This is a genomic window from Kribbella sp. C-35 (genome assembly GCF_046549195.1).
Classification (GTDB): domain Bacteria; phylum Actinomycetota; class Actinomycetes; order Propionibacteriales; family Kribbellaceae; genus Kribbella.
In genome coordinates this window covers 453,399-467,881 of the sequence record NZ_JAJPWG010000001.1, presented here as the reverse complement: position 1 = coordinate 467,881, position 14,483 = coordinate 453,399, and the positions used below count along the sequence as shown (strand labels likewise).

Sequence of the window (14,483 nt, the reverse complement as noted above, 5' to 3'; positions counted from 1 at the left end):
ATGCCGGACGCGGCGGACGGTTTCTGGCAGAGTCGCGACGTGCAGATTGTGGTGGGTGTTGCGTTGGTGCGGGACGGCTTGGTGCTGGCGGCGTACCGGCCGGGGCCGGACGGCGGTTGGGAGTTCCCGGGCGGCAAGGTCGAGCCGGGGGAGACCGACGAGCAGGCCGCGGTCCGGGAGCTCCGCGAGGAGCTCGATCTGGAGATCAAGGTCGGCGAGTCGCTGGGGCCGGGCGTGGACATCTCGGAGGCGTACCGGCTGCACGTCTACCGGGCGGTGATCGTGGCCGGTGATCCGGTACTGCGGGAGCACTCGGAGCTCCGGTGGTTCGCGCCGGAGGACCTCGACGAGAGCGACTGGCTGATACCCGATCGGCCGTTCGTCAAGGCGCTCCGAACCCGCCAGTAGTGGCAGAAGTCACACCGGTCACGATTCGGTGACTAGCGTCGGCTTCCCATGGCGTCCACACTGCGAGATACGTAGGGTTCCCGGCAACCCGGCGAGCCCGGGTCAAAGGTGCGGGGTGCATCACCATGAAGGACGGGTGACGGGCGATGACGCTGGGGGTATCGGAGACGCAGTCTCCCGATGAGGGGCTGCCGACAGATGCTCTGGTCGAGACTGCCGAAGCGAAGGAGATCGAGGGCCGCTCGCCGGGGGAGATCGCGTGGGCACGGCTGCGGAAGGACAAGATCGCGATCATCAGCGCGATCGTGATCCTGCTGATCATCGTCGTGGCGCTGTTCGCGCCGCTGATCGTGAAGCTGAACGGGTTCCCGCCCGATCAGTTCAACAAGCTCAACGCCAACGGGGACCCATTGCTGAACACGCGCGACGGCGGCATCCCGATCGGCGGGTTGTGGGGCAGCGGCACGAGCTCCGAGCACTGGCTCGGCATCGAGCCGCAGAACGGCCGCGACATCTTCTCGCGGCTGGTCTACGGCACCCGGGTCTCGCTGCTGGTGGCGCTCGGCGGCACGATCATCGCCGTCGTGCTCGGCACCGTGATCGGGATGGTGTCCGGCTACTTCGGCGGCTGGGTCGACACGCTGCTCAGCCGGCTGATGGACATCATGCTGAGCTTCCCGTCGCTGCTGTTCGTGATGGCGCTGACGCCGGTGGTCGCCTCGCGTGCCCAGGATCTGTTCGGCATCCCCGACAACAACACGCTGCGAATGGGCGTGCTGATGTTCGTCCTCGGCTTCTTCGGCTGGGCGTATCTGGCGCGAATCGTCCGTGGTCAGACGCTTTCGCTGCGTGAGCGCGAGTTCGTCGAGGCAGCCAGGTCACTCGGTGCCGGGCCGAACTACGTGCTGTTCCGGCAGATCCTGCCGAACATGCTGCCGACGCTGCTGGTGTACACGACGCTGCTGCTCCCGACCAACATCACCGCGGAGGCGGCGCTGTCCTTCCTGGGTGTCGGCATCAAGGAGCCGACCGCCTCGTGGGGCCGGATGATCTCCGACGCGTCGAACTGGATCGAGGGCAACCCGTTGTACCTGTTCTTCCCGGGGATGGCCCTGTTCATCACCGTGCTGGCGTTCAACCTGCTCGGCGACTCGGTCCGGGACGCCCTCGATCCGCGCGCCGGAAGGAGCTGACCGGTGGGCCGCTATCTCATCCGCCGCCTGATCCAGGCGGTGTTCGTCCTGATCGTGATCAGCGCGATCACGTTCTTCCTCTTCTGGGCCACGCCGGCGAACCCCGCGTTGCTCATCTGCGGCAAGAACTGCAACGCGGAGACGGTCGCACAGGTCAACGCGACGTACGGCTTCGACAAGCCGCTGGTCGTGCAGTACGGCCAGTACATGCAGGGCCTGGTGAGCCCGGGCGGGCGGACGATCGGGTCCGAAGGCAACGAGCGCAACTGCCCGTGGCCGTGCTTCGGTGAGTCGTACCAGAACGGCATCCCGGTCTGGAACTCGATCAAGGACGCGTTCCCGTCGACCCTGTGGCTGGCCCTCGGGGCCGCCGTCCTCTGGCTGTTGTCCGGCGTACTGCTCGGCCTGATCGCCGCGCTCCGCAAGGGCAAGTTCGTCGACAAGCTGAGCGTCGGCCTGGCCCTGTTCGGGGTGTCGTTCCCGACGATCGTGTTCGGTTACCTGCTGCTGTTCCTGTTCATCGTCAAACTGAAGTGGGTCCCGTTCCCCGACACGGCGAACGCAGCGTTGTTCACGGTCGGTCCGGTGAAGTGGCTGCAGTTCTACATCCTGCCGTGGATCACGCTCGCACTGGTGTTCGCGGCGCTGTACACCCGGATCACCAGGGCCAACATGATCGACACCATGAACGAGGACTACATCCGGACGGCCCGGGCGAAGGGCCTGGGCGAGCGGACCGTGGTCTTCAAGCACGGGCTGCGGTCCGCGCTGACCCCGATCGTGACCATCTTCGGCCTGGACGTCGGCGGTCTGCTCGGCGGCGCGGTGATCACCGAACAGATCTTCAGCATCACCGGCCTCGGCAAGTTCTCCATCGACTCCGTGCTCAGCAACGACCTGCCCGCGATCATGGGCGTGGTGCTGTTCGCGGCGATCTTCGTGGTGCTCGCGAACATCGTCGTCGACGTCCTGTACGCCGTCATCGACCCGCGCGTGCGGCTGTCCTGATCAGGTGAGGTGAGATGACCGAATCCGTGACCAGTGCGCCGCCGGCGGACACCCGCGCCGGAAAGCCGTTCCTGGAGGTCAAGGACCTGCAGGTGCACTTCCCGACCGACGACGGGCTGGTGAAGGCCGTCAACGGCCTGAACTTCACCCTCGAGCGGGGCAAGACGCTCGGCATCGTCGGCGAGTCCGGCTCCGGCAAGAGCGTGTCCAGCCTGGCCATCATGGGCCTGCACAAGGGCAGCAAGGCGAAGGTGACCGGCGAGATCTGGCTGGACGGCGCCGAACTGGTGTCGATGTCCGTGCCGGAGATCCGGGCACTGCGCGGCCAGCAGGTCGCGATGATCTTCCAGGACCCGCTGTCGGCGATGCACCCGTTCTACCGGGTCGGTGACCAGCTCACCGAGGCCTTCCTGGTGCACAACAACGCGCCGAAGGCAGTGGCCAAGAAGCGCGCGATCGACCTCCTCGACCGGGTCGGCATCCCGTCGCCGGACAAGCGGTTCTACGACTACCCGCACCAGTTCTCCGGCGGTATGCGGCAGCGCGCGATGATCGCGATGGCGCTGATGTGCGACCCCGCGCTGCTGATCGCCGACGAGCCGACCACCGCGCTCGACGTCACCGTCCAGGCCCAGATCCTGGACTTGATGAAGGATCTGCAGAAGGAGTTCAACTCCGCGATCATCCTGATCACCCACGACCTCGGGGTGGTCGCCAAGATGACCGAGAACGTGGTCGTGATGTACGGCGGCCGCGTGGTCGAGTCCGGCAACGTCCGGGACATCTTCTACCGGCCCGAGATGCCGTACACGTGGGGTCTCCTGGGCTCGATCCCGCGGGTGAACCGCTCCGGTGACGGGCGGCTCAAGTCGATCCGGGGCACTCCGCCGTCGCTGATCAACCTGCCGAAGGGCTGCCCGTTCCAGCCGCGCTGCGACTACCAGGAGCACGTCGAGGGGGCGAGCTGCGCCACCGAGCTGCCGGAGCTGCTGCAGATCGGCCAGGAACAGCATCGGGTGCGGTGCCATATCAGGTCCGAACAGCGCAAACAGCTGTTCACCGAGCAGATCAAGCCGAGCCTCTGATGGCGGGGGAGTGCTGGTGAGTACGACGACATCTGCCGAGCAGACGACCGGCAAGCAGTCCGCGGGTGGCGAACTGCTGCTCGAGACCAAGGGGCTGCAACGCTATTTCCCGGTCACGCAGGGGATCATCTTCCAGCGGCAGACCGGCGCGGTGAAGGCGGTCGACGGCGTCGACCTCAGCATCCACGCCGGCGAGACGCTCGGCGTGGTCGGTGAGTCCGGCTGCGGGAAGACCACCACCGGCCGGCTGGTGACCAGACTGGACGAGCCGACCGGCGGCTCGATCTCGTTCATGGGCTCGGACATCACCCACCTGAACCGGGCCCGGATGCGCCCGTTCCGGCGGGAGGTCCAGATGATCTTCCAGGACCCGTTCTCGTCGCTGAACCCGCGGCAGACCGTCGGCACCATCATCGCGGCGCCGTTCGACATCCAGAAGGTGAAGAGCGAGAGCGGGACGAAGAAGGCGGTCCAGACCCTGATGGAGCGGGTCGGGCTGAATCCCGAGCACTACAACCGCTATCCGCACGAGTTCTCCGGCGGCCAGCGGCAGCGGATCGGGGTCGCCCGGGCGCTCGCACTGCGGCCGAAGCTGATCGTCTGCGACGAGCCGGTATCGGCGCTCGACGTGTCGATCCAGGCCCAGATCGTGAACCTGCTCGAGGACCTGCAGGAGGAGTTCGGGCTCGCCTACCTGTTCATCGCGCACGACCTGTCGGTGATCCGGCACATCTCCGACCGGGTCGCGGTGATGTACCTCGGCAAGGTGGTCGAGACGGCCGACCGCGACGAGCTCTACAACCACGCCCGGCACCCGTACACGCACGCGCTGCTGTCCGCGGTGCCGGAGGCCGACCCGGACGCCGAGGAAGCGCGTGAGCGGATCCGGCTGACGGGCGACGTACCGAGCCCACTGAACCCGCCCTCGGGGTGCCGCTTCCGGACCAGGTGCTGGAAGGCACAGGAGATCTGCGCCGCGGAAGAGCCGCCGCTGCTGCAGATCGGAGCCCCGGGCCACCAAGCGGCCTGCCACTTCCCCGAGGAACGGGACGTGGTGTGACTACTACACAGAGTGTTCGTCCGGTGTAGCGACGGCATTGAAGGGATCACGATCCGGTCAAGCGGCCCAAACTCCATTGCGCAGTTTGTGAACACGTGAGTTGATGACCGCCACATGACGTAGATCACTTTCTCCGTGCCGCCGTGACCCGGCGACGAGTGTCAACACAAGGAAGGAAATCACTGGCCATGGATCACCTCAAACGACCCGGAGCGGCGATCGCCGTAGGGTTGGTTCTGAGCCTGACCGCGGTTGCCTGCGGCGGGGGAAACAGCGAGACGCCGACAGGGCAGGCTTCGGCCGGTGCCAAGGGGGGCACCGTTACCGTCTACCACGTCAGCGACGTGGAGCACCTCGACCCGGCGCGGAACTTCGTCACCGACTCCCAGATGATCGGCAAGCTGATCACCCGGACCCTGACGGACTACCGGTACGACGGCAAGGCGAAGAAGATCGTCCTCGAGAAGGACCTCGCCGAGAGCTACGAGTCCAGCCCGGACTTCAAGACCTGGACCTTCAAGCTGAAGGACGGCCTGAAGTACGAGGACGGTACGCCGATCGTTGCCGCCGACATCAAGTACAACGCCGAGCGGTCGTTCGCCGCGGACATGGCCGAGGGTGCGCCCTACGCGCACGAGTACCTCGACTGCAAGGGCTACAAGGGCCCGTACGTGTCCGGCAACAACGGTGGCAAGGGCTGCACCGCGATCGAGGTCCCGAACGACAAGACGATCGTCTTCAAGCTGAACCGCCCGGTCGCGTCGTTCGACGGTACGGCGAGCATGAAGGTCTTCGCGCCGGTCCCGAAGGCGAAGGACACCAAGACCCAGTACGACAACCACCCGGTGTCGAGCGGCCCGTACAAGATCGAGTCGTACACCCGGAAGAAGCAGCTGGTGCTGGTCCGCAACACCAACTGGGACCAGAAGACCGACCCGCTGCGCGACGCCCGGCCGGACAAGTTCATCTTCAAGTTCGGTGACGCCGAGGCGACCGTCGACCAGCGGCTGATCGCGAACGGCGCGGCGGACCAGAGCTCGCTGAGCTTCGCCGGTGTCCAGCCGGAGAACATCGCCAAGACGAACCAGGCGAACGTCAAGGACCGCGTGGTCGAGGGCACCGACATCTGCCGCCGGTACATCGCGTTCAACCAGCAGAAGCCGTTGCTGAAGAACCAGAAGCTGCGTGAGGCCCTGTACTACGGCCTCGACCGGACGAGCTACCGCGACGGCCGTGGTGGCGAGCGGCTCTCCAAGGTGGTCGACTCGATCATTCCGCAGGACATGGAGGGCTACAAGAAGGAAGAGACCTTCAAGGTCCCGGATGCAGGCGACCCGGCGAAGGCCAAGCAGTTGCTGACCGAGGCCGGCTACAAGGGCGAGAAGCTCGTCCTGGGTACGGCGGACTCCGGTCTTGCCGTGAAGGCTGCCGAGGCCGCTCAGGCGTCCTGGAAGGCCATCGGGGTCAACGTGGAGATCCAGAAGATCCCGGGTGACAACTACTACTCGACGCAGCAGCAGGACACCGCGGCGACCGACCTGATCACCGCGGGCTGGTGCTACGACTGGGCGAGCCTGACGACCATTGTGCCGTCGGTGTTCGGACCGGACACGACCGCGCCGGGCAAGGCCGCGCAGAACAACTACGCGCGCAGCCAGGCCGGCTGGGACAAGATGGCGTCCCTGGCGACCGAGACCGACAAGACGAAGATCGAGTCCGGTCTGTCCGACCTGTACGTCGACATCATGAAGACGGCTCCGCTGGTGCCGACCGTCCAGGACCTCAACGTGTACGTCGTGGGCTCGAACCTCGACAACGTGGTGGGCGACCCGAACACCGGTGGGTTCCCCGACCTGACCCAGATCGGTCTGAAGAAAGTGAGCTGATCGCAGCACACTTCTGAGGAGGGCGGTGCCTGCGGGCGCCGCCCTTCTCGCTGTTCACGCACCGCAACTGTATGGGTGGTTTGTACGGGTTGTACCTGGCACGTGGTCCGTCCCGGGGACGAGAATCCTTTCCTGAACTCTTGGGGAGGAGTGACGCATGTCGGTGTATCCGGCTGTTGAGGCGGTGCGGCTCGAAGACGTCGCGCCGGAGATCGTCTGCGAGGTCTACGAGCTCGGATCGCACCGGCGGACTCCCGCCGCGGTCAAGGAGCTGACCAGCCGCCAGGTGACGATCGGCCGGATGATGTCGACCGGTGCGAAGGACGCCGCCATCGCGCGCGACCTCGGGTTGTCGCTGCGCACCGTGCGCTCCGAGATCAGCGCGCTGATCGCCGGTCTCGGCGCCAAGTCGCGGTTCCAGGCCGGGTGCCTGCTGGTCCGCCGCTTCGGCTGACCCGCTGCCGGAAGAACTGCCGCGAGAACTGTCCGGGGGCCGACGTAGGCTTTCGGCATGGTTGAGCTTGCTGAGCGCCGGCTGCTGCTGGTGCACGCCCACCCGGACGACGAAACCATCAACAACGGTGTGACGATGGCGCGCTACGTCGCCGAGGGGGCCCACGTCACCCTGATCACCTGCACCCTCGGCGAGGAGGGCGAGGTCCTCGTCCCCGAGCTGGCCCATCTGGCCGCGGACCAGGACGACGGCCTCGGCGAGCACCGGATCGGTGAGCTCGCGAACGCGATGGCCGAGCTCGGTGTCACCGACCACCGGTTCCTCGGCGGCCCGGGGAAGTACCGCGACACCGGCATGATCTACAACGACGAAGGCAACGCGGACGTCCCGCCGCAGACCCGCAAGGACAGCTTCTGGCAGGCCGACCTGGTCGCCGCGGCGAACGATCTGGTCCCGGTGATCCGTGAGCTCCGCCCGCAGGTCCTGGTGACCTACGACGAGTGGGGCAACTACGGCCACCCCGATCACATCAAGGCACACCGCGTCGCGACGTACGCCGCCGCCCTGGCCGCCGCCCGGTCGTACCGGGAGGACCTCGGCCCGGCCTGGGACATCCCGAAGATCTACTGGACCGCGATGGCCGAGTCCCGGATGCGCGAGCAGCTCCGGACGCTCCGCGACGCCGGTGACACGACCACCTTCGAGGGGATGGACCCGGACGGCCCGATGCCGCCGATGATCACGCCGGACCGGCTGATCGACTGCGTGATCGAGGGCGAGCAGTTCATCGACCGGAAGATGAACGCGATGAAGGCGCACGCCACCCAGATCACCGTCGACGGCCCGTTCTTCGCGCTGTCGAACAACAACGGCAACCAGATCTGGGCCTCCGAGCCGTACCGCCTGGTCAAGGGCACCCCGGCCCCCGGTCCCGACGGCCTGGAGCACGACCTGTTCGCCGGCCTCTAGACGATTCAGCAGGGCAGGTGACGGTTCCCACACGCTCGGTTGAGGCATCAACCTACTGGCAGGCATAACCTGCTGGGGTGTCCTCAACCGAGTCGAGTGGGAGCGTCCCACCTGCGGAGTTCCGCGCTGCGCTCGGCCAGTTCGCGTCGGGGATCACGATCATGAGCACGCTGCAGGACGGCGTCGCGCACGCGATGACCGCGAACGCGTTCACCTCGGTCTCGCTCGATCCGCCGCTGGTGCTGGTCTGCGTCGACAAGGGCGTCCGGATGCACTCCGCCGTACTGGACTGCGGCTACTGGGCCGTGTCGGTGCTGTCCGGGGCGCAGCAGGCGATCGCGGATCGGTTCGCGCGGTCGGGGCGGGACCTGTACAGCCAGTTCGACGGCATCGGTACGACGGCGGGCCCGAAAACCGGCTGCCCGACCGTCGACGGCGCCCTGTCGTGGCTCGAGTGCCGGACCTGGGCGACGTACGACGGGGGAGACCACACGATCGTCGTGGGCGAGGTGCTCAGCCTCGGCACGGGCGATCCGGCTGACCCTAGCGCCTTGATCTACCACTCCAGTCACTACCGGGAACTGCCCGGAAACTGATCGTTACCGGCGGGGCATCGCGGGGCGGCCCCGACGGTCGGTGGGGCCTGCCCCGTCCCGTAGGATGTCCGCTTGTGCCCTGACCAAGCGCTCGAGCGGGAGGACTCTGTCCGGTGGGGAGAAAGCAGCTCGCGGGGATCATCGCCGCCGCGGGGCTCGGTGTTGTCGTCGTGGGGTACGGCGCGGCGTTCGCGTTCGCCGGAGCCAAGATCCCGACGGACACGACCGTGCTCGGTATCCCGATCGGCGGCCTGTCCGAGGACGACGCGAAGACCAAGCTGAGCGCCGGTCTCAAGGACCGCGTGGCCGCGCCGATCGCGCTGAAGGCGGGCGACGCCAAGTTCCAGGTGCTGCCGGCCGACGCCGGGCTCTCGGTGGACGTGGACAAGACCGTCGCCGCCGCGGGCGCGGGTCGCAGCCTGGCCCCCGGCCGGATCTGGCACGCGCTGACCGGCGGTGACGCGGTCGAGCCGGTCGTCACCAAGGACGACGCGAAGCTGAAGGCCGCCGTCGACAAGCTCGCCGGCCAGGTGAACCGCAAGGCCACCGAGGGCACGATCACCTTCAAGGGCACGCAGCCGGTGAAGCACGACCCGGCCGACGGCCTGCAGCTGGACTCCGCGAAGGCGGGCGACGCGGTGTACGCGGCGTACCCGTCGGACGGGACCCCGAAGGAACTGCCGGCCGGCGTGACCAAGCCGCAGGCCGCCACCGAGGCGATCGACAAGGCGCTGAAGGAGTTCGCCGAGCCCGCGATGTCGGGGCCGGTCCGGCTGACGGTCGGGACGAAGTCGGTCGAGCTGGAGCCGGCCGAGCTCGCACCGGCGCTGGCAGTCAGCGTGCAGGAGGGCAAGGTCATCCCGGCGCTGAACACCAAGGCGCTGGAGCCGCTGTTCCTGCAGCGGTTCAAGACGCTGGAGACGCTGCCGAAGGACGCGACGGTGCAGATCGTCGGCGCCGGGCCGAAGGTGATCCCGGCGGTCAACGGCATGGTCGTCGACCGGGCGAAGGTCGGTGCGGCGATCCTGGCGATCCTGCCGAAGCCGACCGGTGAGCGACGGGCCGCCGTACCGCTGACGCCGACCCCGGCGAAGTTCACCACCGCGCAGGCGACCGCGCTCGGGATCACGCAGAACATCGGCGACTTCAAGACCGAGTTCCCGCACGCGCCGTACCGCAACACCAACATCGGGACGGCGGCCGCGAAGATCAACGGCACGCTGCTGAAGCCGAACGAAGAGTTCAGCCTGAACAAGATCGTCGGCGAGCGGACCAAGGAGAACGGGTTCGCCGAGGGGTACATCATCAGCGGCGGCAAGTTCGAGAAGGACTTCGGCGGCGGCGTCTCGCAGTCGGCGACCACCACCTTCAACGCGGCGTTCTTCGCCGGGCTGAAGATCGTCGCGCACAAGGCGCACAGCGTCTACATCAGCCGCTACCCGGTCGGCCGGGAGGCGACCGTGGCCTGGCCGAACGTGGACCTGAAGTTCCTGAACGACTCCGGGCACGGCCTGCTGGTGCAGACGATCTTCAAGCCGTCGACCCCGGGCAGCAAGGGCAGCATCCGGGTGATCATCTGGGGCACCAAGTTCGTCGACATCACCGCCGGGCAGTCGCAGAAGACGAACTTCCGCCAGCCGGGTCTCGTCTACAACACGGCCGCGAAGTGCGAGCCGCAGGCGCCGACCCCGGGCTTCGACATCACCATCTACCGGTACTTCGCGAAGAACGGCGTACGGCAGAAGACCGAGTCGTTCACCACGAAGTACAACGCGGCCGACGACATCCGCTGCGGGCCGAAGCCGGGCACCACCGTGACGCCGCCGCCGGGCGGCATCTCGACACCACCCGGCCGGAAGCCGGGCGTCGCCACGACGACCCGCTGATCCTTCAGCCGCGGTTGAGGTTGTGCAGGCCGGCCGCGACCTGATCGAAGATCGCCTCTTCGATCACGGCGCCCTCGCGGCGGACCTGGTGCGGGTCGATCCGGAGGACCCGGTCCAGGCGGACCTCGCTGGGCCGGTGCTCCTTGTCCCAGGACCCGCTGCCGATGTCGAGCCAGACCCGGCCCCAGCGCGCCTCGTCGGCGGCGTCTCGGTCGTGGTCCTTGCTGGTGAGGATCAGCGCCAGCAGGAACGGCTCGTCCCAGCCGACGACCAGCACCGGGCGGTCCTTACCGCGGCTGAAGTCCTCCTCGAACGGCACCCAGGTCCAGACGATCTCACCAGGATCCGCGACCCCGTCGTCCGGGTGCGGCGTGTACTCCACCCGCACCGTCCCCTCGAAGTCCCCCGCATACTCCGGCCGCTCGACCACATGATCCGCCATGCCTCGTGAGCCTAGCCGCTGGTCAGGTACCGGTAGCGGTACGCCTCCTGGTAGCCGAGGCGGGTGTACGTCGTCATGGCGGCCGTGTTCTCCAGCAGGACCTCGAGATAGGTACGCCGGCCGCCATGCGGTCCCGCCCAGCGCGCCAGCCCTTGCAGGATCGCCGTACCGAGGCCTCGGCGGCGGTAGCCGTCAGCCACGCGGATCGCGTCCACACCGAGCCAGTGCCCGGTCATGGAGCCACGCCCCACCGCGACGACGGCCTCGTCCAGCACGATCGACGCAAACGCCGTCTTCGGGGCGCCCTCGAGGACTTTCGGGGCGACATCCGGCACCGTGCCGTCGAAAGCGGTCCCGTACCACGCATCATTTGGGGCCTCCGCGAGCTGTACGTCGTACGTCGGGACACCGTTCACGTGGTCGAGCGTGGTGTGCATGACGAGTACGTCGGACTCCTCCGGGCGGGCGTCGATCCAGCCGCAGGCGCGGATCTCCTCGTCGTACGGGCTGCCGACGCGGACCAGGGCCTGTGCGGGAAGACCGTGCTGGTCGTAGAACGCGATCGCCTGCTGGAGTGCGTCCGCAACCGGCATACCAGGGTCGCCCGCGGGCAGGAGCGAGTTGCCGCGGCCCGTCCAGCCGGACGATGCCCGGAGCAACCAGTGACCGACGTACGCCGTCTCCACAGCTGGGCGGCCCAGTGCGGTGGTGAGGAAGAGCTGGTCGACGTCCACCGGGCGGAGCGGCATCTCGGGGATCGTCTTGGCGGAGGTCACGTCGGCAACCGAGATTTCGTGGACTGTGCCGTCTGCGTGGCGGACAATGAGGAGGGCGGGGGTCCACGCCTGCAGTACCCCGATGACGTCGGTCAGACCGCCCGGAATCCGGTGCCGGACGACGACACGGTGGCCGATATCACGGGCACCCAGGCCTGACACGATCCGGACTCCTGGCACAGTGGGCAACGTACTACCGTGATACTAGAGACACCGAGCACCACCGCATCGCAGCACCCCGGAATCCCCGCTGCGCTTGCCTGCCATAGGAGGAGTAGCAGTGACCTACGTCATCGCGCAGCCGTGTGTTGACCTGAAGGACCTCGCCTGTGTCGAGGAGTGCCCCGTCGACTGCATCTACGAGGGCAACCGGATGCTGTACATCCACCCCGACGAATGCGTCGACTGCGGAGCCTGCGAGCCGGTCTGCCCGGTAGAGGCGATCTATTACGAGGACGACACCCCGGAGCAGTGGAAGGACTACTACACCGCGAACGTCGACTTCTTCAACGACCTCGGTTCGCCGGGCGGTGCGTCCAAGCTCGGCAAGATCGACAAGGACCACCCGTTCATCGCGGCCCTGCCGCCCCAGGAACACGACGAGTAAGCGCTCGATCACAATGGGACGCCCGCGCTGGGCGTCCCATTGTCATTTACTGCTCCAGGACGTCCACGTGGACGTGGTCGAGGTGGCGGAGGATCTTGGGGTCGCCGGAGCGTTCCGGCGGGGTGTAGTCCCGCCAGCCGGAGTCCGACCGGCCGCCGGCGGTCCAGATCTTGTCGCTGAAGATGACCGTCTTGATCTTCAGCAGGTCCGCCCGGGCGACCAGGTACTGCGCCATCGCCCAGCCCTTCGTGGTGTTGGCCGTCGAGATCGGCCGGACGAACACGTCGACCGCCCGCCCGTCGTAGTGGGCCGACCCCTCCATGTGCCCGGATTTCACGCCGCCCACGGCGTACCCGCCGGTCGTCACCTTCCCGAACGTCCGGATCAGGTCCTTCCGTACGGCGTCCGCGCGCGGCGTCAGCCCGTTGCTGCCCATCGCCTCCTGCGGCACCGCGTCGGTGTTCACGGTGCAGCTGAAGACGCTCTTCGACTGCCCGGTCAGCGCTGACGCCAGGACGCGGGCGTCCGCCTCGTGGTCGGCGTACGCATTCGGGAACGCACTGCGCTGCACCTTGTCGGCCGCGACCGTGATCGCGAGCTTCTGGTAGTTCCTGATCTTCACGAGCGCGTCGTAGAACTTCCCGGCCGCGTAGTGCGGGTCCCGCACCTGAGCCGCCGTACCCCAGCCCTGCGACGGCCGCTGCTGGAACAGCCCGAGCGAGTCGCGGTCACCGTGCGCCAGGTTCCGCAGGCCGGATTCCTGGTACGCCGTGGCGAGCGCGATCGTCGCCGCGCGGGCCGGCAGACCCCGTCGTACGGCCACGCCCGCGATGATCGCCGCGGACTCGGCCTGCTCGAAATCGACCACGACCATCTGTCCGCCGACCGTCGCCGTACATTCCTCGGTCGGCGGCAGGAGGTTCCCGACGTGCTTCCCGCCGAGCCAGGCGATGCCGACCCCGACCGCCAGGCTGAGCACGCCGATGCCCCCCACGGCCACGAGGGCACCACGCTTCACCGGCATACTGCTCCCAACGCTCGGGGGCGGGTGACAGGTTCCTGCCTCACGAACGGGTTGACGTACCGAGCCTCACGTCGGTTGCCGAATTCATACTTTCGGACGATCAGGCGTTCGCGTGCAGCGCCTCGTTGAGCGTGATGCCTTCGCCCTTGCGCGGGCGGGCCTCCACCGCGCCGGTGACCGAGTTGCGGATGAAGAGCAGTCCGGGCTGTCCGGACAGGTCGCGGGCCTTGACCACGCTGCCGTCGGGGAGGAGGACCTTGGTGCCGGCGGTCACGTACAGCCCCGCCTCGACCACGCAGTCGTCGCCGAGCGAGATGCCGGTCCCGCCGTTCGCGCCGAGCAGGCAGCGCTTGCCGATCGAGATGACCTGCTTGCCGCCGCCGGACAGCGTGCCCATGATCGACGCGCCCGCGCCGATGTCGCTGCCGTCGTCGACCACGACCCCGGCGACGATCCGGCCCTCGACCATCGACGTACCGAGGGTGCCGGCGTTGAAGTTCACGAACCCCTCGTGCATGACCGTCGTACCCTCCGCGAGGTGCGCGCCCAGACGGACGCGGTCCGCGTCGCCGATCCGGACCCCGGACGGTACGACGTAGTCCGTCATCCGCGGGAACTTGTCCACGCTCGTCACGCTCAGGTGCTGACCCGCCGCGCGCGCCCGCAGCCGCACGTTCTCGATCTCCTCGACCGGGACCGGGCCGTGCGACGTCCACGCGTTGTTCGGGAGGGCGCCGAAGATGCCGTCCAGCTTCACGCCGTGCGGCCGGACCAGGCGGTGGCTCAGGAGGTGCAGCCGGAGGTACGCGTCCGCCGTACCGTCGGGGGCCGCGTCCAGCGCGATCTCGGTCGCCACGACCTCACGCCGTACCTGCCGGAGCTCGTCGCTACCCTCGGCCGCAACCAGCTCCGCCGGAGCCTTCGCGTCATCGGGCTGCGTCCCGAGCTCGGGCGCCGGGTACCAGACATCCAGGACGTCCCCAGCAGTCGTAACAGTGGCGAGGCCGAAGCCCCAGGCGTGCGTGGCGTTCTCGGTCATGAGGACACCCTAATTCGGCGGCGCCCGGTGGCCGGACCGTGGTCTACTGT

15 protein-coding genes are annotated in these 14,483 nt (G+C 67.7%); 11 read left to right on the top strand and 4 right to left on the bottom strand.

What is annotated here, in order from left to right; all coding sequences use genetic code 11:
• The 10 genes from ACLJOO_RS02330 to ACLJOO_RS02285 all read left to right on the top strand — a co-directional run bounded on the left by ACLJOO_RS02330 (nucleotide 1) and on the right by ACLJOO_RS02285 (nucleotide 10,545).
• Nucleotides 1-408, top strand: coding sequence for a (deoxy)nucleoside triphosphate pyrophosphohydrolase (locus ACLJOO_RS02330; protein WP_410785087.1), 408 nt, complete (start codon nucleotides 1-3; stop codon nucleotides 406-408).
• Nucleotides 409-554: 146 nt separating this feature from the next.
• The gene (locus tag ACLJOO_RS02325; RefSeq protein WP_410785086.1) at nucleotides 555-1,601 is read left to right on the top strand and encodes an ABC transporter permease; all 1,047 of its coding nucleotides are present in this window, start codon (nucleotides 555-557) and stop codon (nucleotides 1,599-1,601) included.
• 3 nt (nucleotides 1,602-1,604) lie between these two features.
• On the top strand, nucleotides 1,605-2,609 hold the full coding sequence (locus ACLJOO_RS02320) for an ABC transporter permease (protein ID WP_410785085.1): 1,005 nt from the start codon (nucleotides 1,605-1,607) through the stop codon (nucleotides 2,607-2,609).
• Nucleotides 2,610-2,623: 14 nt separating this feature from the next.
• Nucleotides 2,624-3,694 carry an ABC transporter ATP-binding protein gene (locus tag ACLJOO_RS02315; protein WP_410785084.1) on the top strand — a complete coding sequence of 357 codons (1,071 nt, stop codon included), beginning with the start codon at nucleotides 2,624-2,626 and terminating at the stop codon, nucleotides 3,692-3,694.
• A gap of 16 nt (nucleotides 3,695-3,710) precedes the next feature.
• A complete protein-coding gene (locus tag ACLJOO_RS02310) occupies nucleotides 3,711-4,754 on the top strand; it encodes an ABC transporter ATP-binding protein (RefSeq protein WP_410785083.1) in 1,044 nt (347 codons plus the stop codon).
• Between the two features lie 188 nt (nucleotides 4,755-4,942).
• Nucleotides 4,943-6,640, top strand: a complete 1,698-nt coding sequence (locus ACLJOO_RS02305) for an ABC transporter substrate-binding protein (protein ID WP_410785082.1) — start codon at nucleotides 4,943-4,945, stop codon at nucleotides 6,638-6,640.
• Nucleotides 6,641-6,797: 157 nt separating this feature from the next.
• Nucleotides 6,798-7,094, top strand: coding sequence for a LuxR C-terminal-related transcriptional regulator (locus ACLJOO_RS02300; RefSeq protein WP_410785081.1), 297 nt, complete (start codon nucleotides 6,798-6,800; stop codon nucleotides 7,092-7,094).
• A 57-nt stretch (nucleotides 7,095-7,151) separates the two neighbouring features.
• Nucleotides 7,152-8,063 carry an N-acetyl-1-D-myo-inositol-2-amino-2-deoxy-alpha-D-glucopyranoside deacetylase gene (gene mshB / locus ACLJOO_RS02295; RefSeq protein ID WP_410785080.1) on the top strand — a complete coding sequence of 304 codons (912 nt, stop codon included), beginning with the start codon at nucleotides 7,152-7,154 and terminating at the stop codon, nucleotides 8,061-8,063.
• A 77-nt stretch (nucleotides 8,064-8,140) separates the two neighbouring features.
• Nucleotides 8,141-8,659: a flavin reductase family protein gene (locus tag ACLJOO_RS02290; RefSeq protein ID WP_410785079.1), complete on the top strand. Its 519-nt coding sequence runs from the start codon at nucleotides 8,141-8,143 to the stop codon at nucleotides 8,657-8,659.
• 113 nt (nucleotides 8,660-8,772) lie between these two features.
• The gene (locus ACLJOO_RS02285) at nucleotides 8,773-10,545 is read left to right on the top strand and encodes a VanW family protein (protein ID WP_410785078.1); all 1,773 of its coding nucleotides are present in this window, start codon (nucleotides 8,773-8,775) and stop codon (nucleotides 10,543-10,545) included.
• 4 nt (nucleotides 10,546-10,549) lie between these two features.
• On the opposite strand, the gene ACLJOO_RS02280 is transcribed toward ACLJOO_RS02285, so the two are convergent.
• On the bottom strand, nucleotides 10,550-10,987 hold the full coding sequence (locus tag ACLJOO_RS02280; protein ID WP_410785077.1) for a type II toxin-antitoxin system PemK/MazF family toxin: 438 nt from the start codon (nucleotides 10,985-10,987) through the stop codon (nucleotides 10,550-10,552).
• Between the two features lie 11 nt (nucleotides 10,988-10,998).
• Entirely contained in the window at nucleotides 10,999-11,925 is a 927-nt protein-coding gene (locus tag ACLJOO_RS02275) for a GNAT family N-acetyltransferase (protein WP_410785076.1), read from the bottom strand.
• 118 nt (nucleotides 11,926-12,043) lie between these two features.
• On the opposite strand from ACLJOO_RS02275, the gene fdxA reads away from it, so the two are divergent.
• On the top strand, nucleotides 12,044-12,370 hold the full coding sequence (gene fdxA, locus ACLJOO_RS02270) for a ferredoxin (protein ID WP_012923087.1): 327 nt from the start codon (nucleotides 12,044-12,046) through the stop codon (nucleotides 12,368-12,370).
• A gap of 46 nt (nucleotides 12,371-12,416) precedes the next feature.
• On the opposite strand, the gene ACLJOO_RS02265 is transcribed toward fdxA, so the two are convergent.
• Nucleotides 12,417-13,394: a hypothetical protein gene (locus tag ACLJOO_RS02265; RefSeq protein WP_410785075.1), complete on the bottom strand. Its 978-nt coding sequence runs from the start codon at nucleotides 13,392-13,394 to the stop codon at nucleotides 12,417-12,419.
• A gap of 100 nt (nucleotides 13,395-13,494) precedes the next feature.
• Complete coding sequence (gene dapD / locus ACLJOO_RS02260; RefSeq protein WP_410785074.1) at nucleotides 13,495-14,433, bottom strand: 2,3,4,5-tetrahydropyridine-2,6-dicarboxylate N-succinyltransferase; 939 nt, start codon at nucleotides 14,431-14,433, stop codon at nucleotides 13,495-13,497.
• Nucleotides 14,434-14,483: the final 50 nt, after the last annotated feature.

Bases quoted from the DNA above. Each gene is read 5' to 3' on its own strand.
- dapD (WP_410785074.1), bottom strand. From the start codon at position 14,433: ATGACCGAGAACGCCACGCACGCCTGGGGCTTCGGCCTCGCCACTGTT.
- ACLJOO_RS02325 (WP_410785086.1), top strand. From the start codon at position 555: ATGACGCTGGGGGTATCGGAGACGCAGTCTCCCGATGAGGGGCTGCCG.
- ACLJOO_RS02315 (WP_410785084.1), top strand. From the start codon at position 2,624: ATGACCGAATCCGTGACCAGTGCGCCGCCGGCGGACACCCGCGCCGGA.
- ACLJOO_RS02330 (WP_410785087.1), top strand. From the start codon at position 1: ATGCCGGACGCGGCGGACGGTTTCTGGCAGAGTCGCGACGTGCAGATT.
- ACLJOO_RS02280 (WP_410785077.1), bottom strand. From the start codon at position 10,987: ATGGCGGATCATGTGGTCGAGCGGCCGGAGTATGCGGGGGACTTCGAG.
- ACLJOO_RS02300 (WP_410785081.1), top strand. From the start codon at position 6,798: ATGTCGGTGTATCCGGCTGTTGAGGCGGTGCGGCTCGAAGACGTCGCG.
- ACLJOO_RS02305 (WP_410785082.1), top strand. From the start codon at position 4,943: ATGGATCACCTCAAACGACCCGGAGCGGCGATCGCCGTAGGGTTGGTT.
- mshB (WP_410785080.1), top strand. From the start codon at position 7,152: ATGGTTGAGCTTGCTGAGCGCCGGCTGCTGCTGGTGCACGCCCACCCG.
- ACLJOO_RS02265 (WP_410785075.1), bottom strand. From the start codon at position 13,394: ATGCCGGTGAAGCGTGGTGCCCTCGTGGCCGTGGGGGGCATCGGCGTG.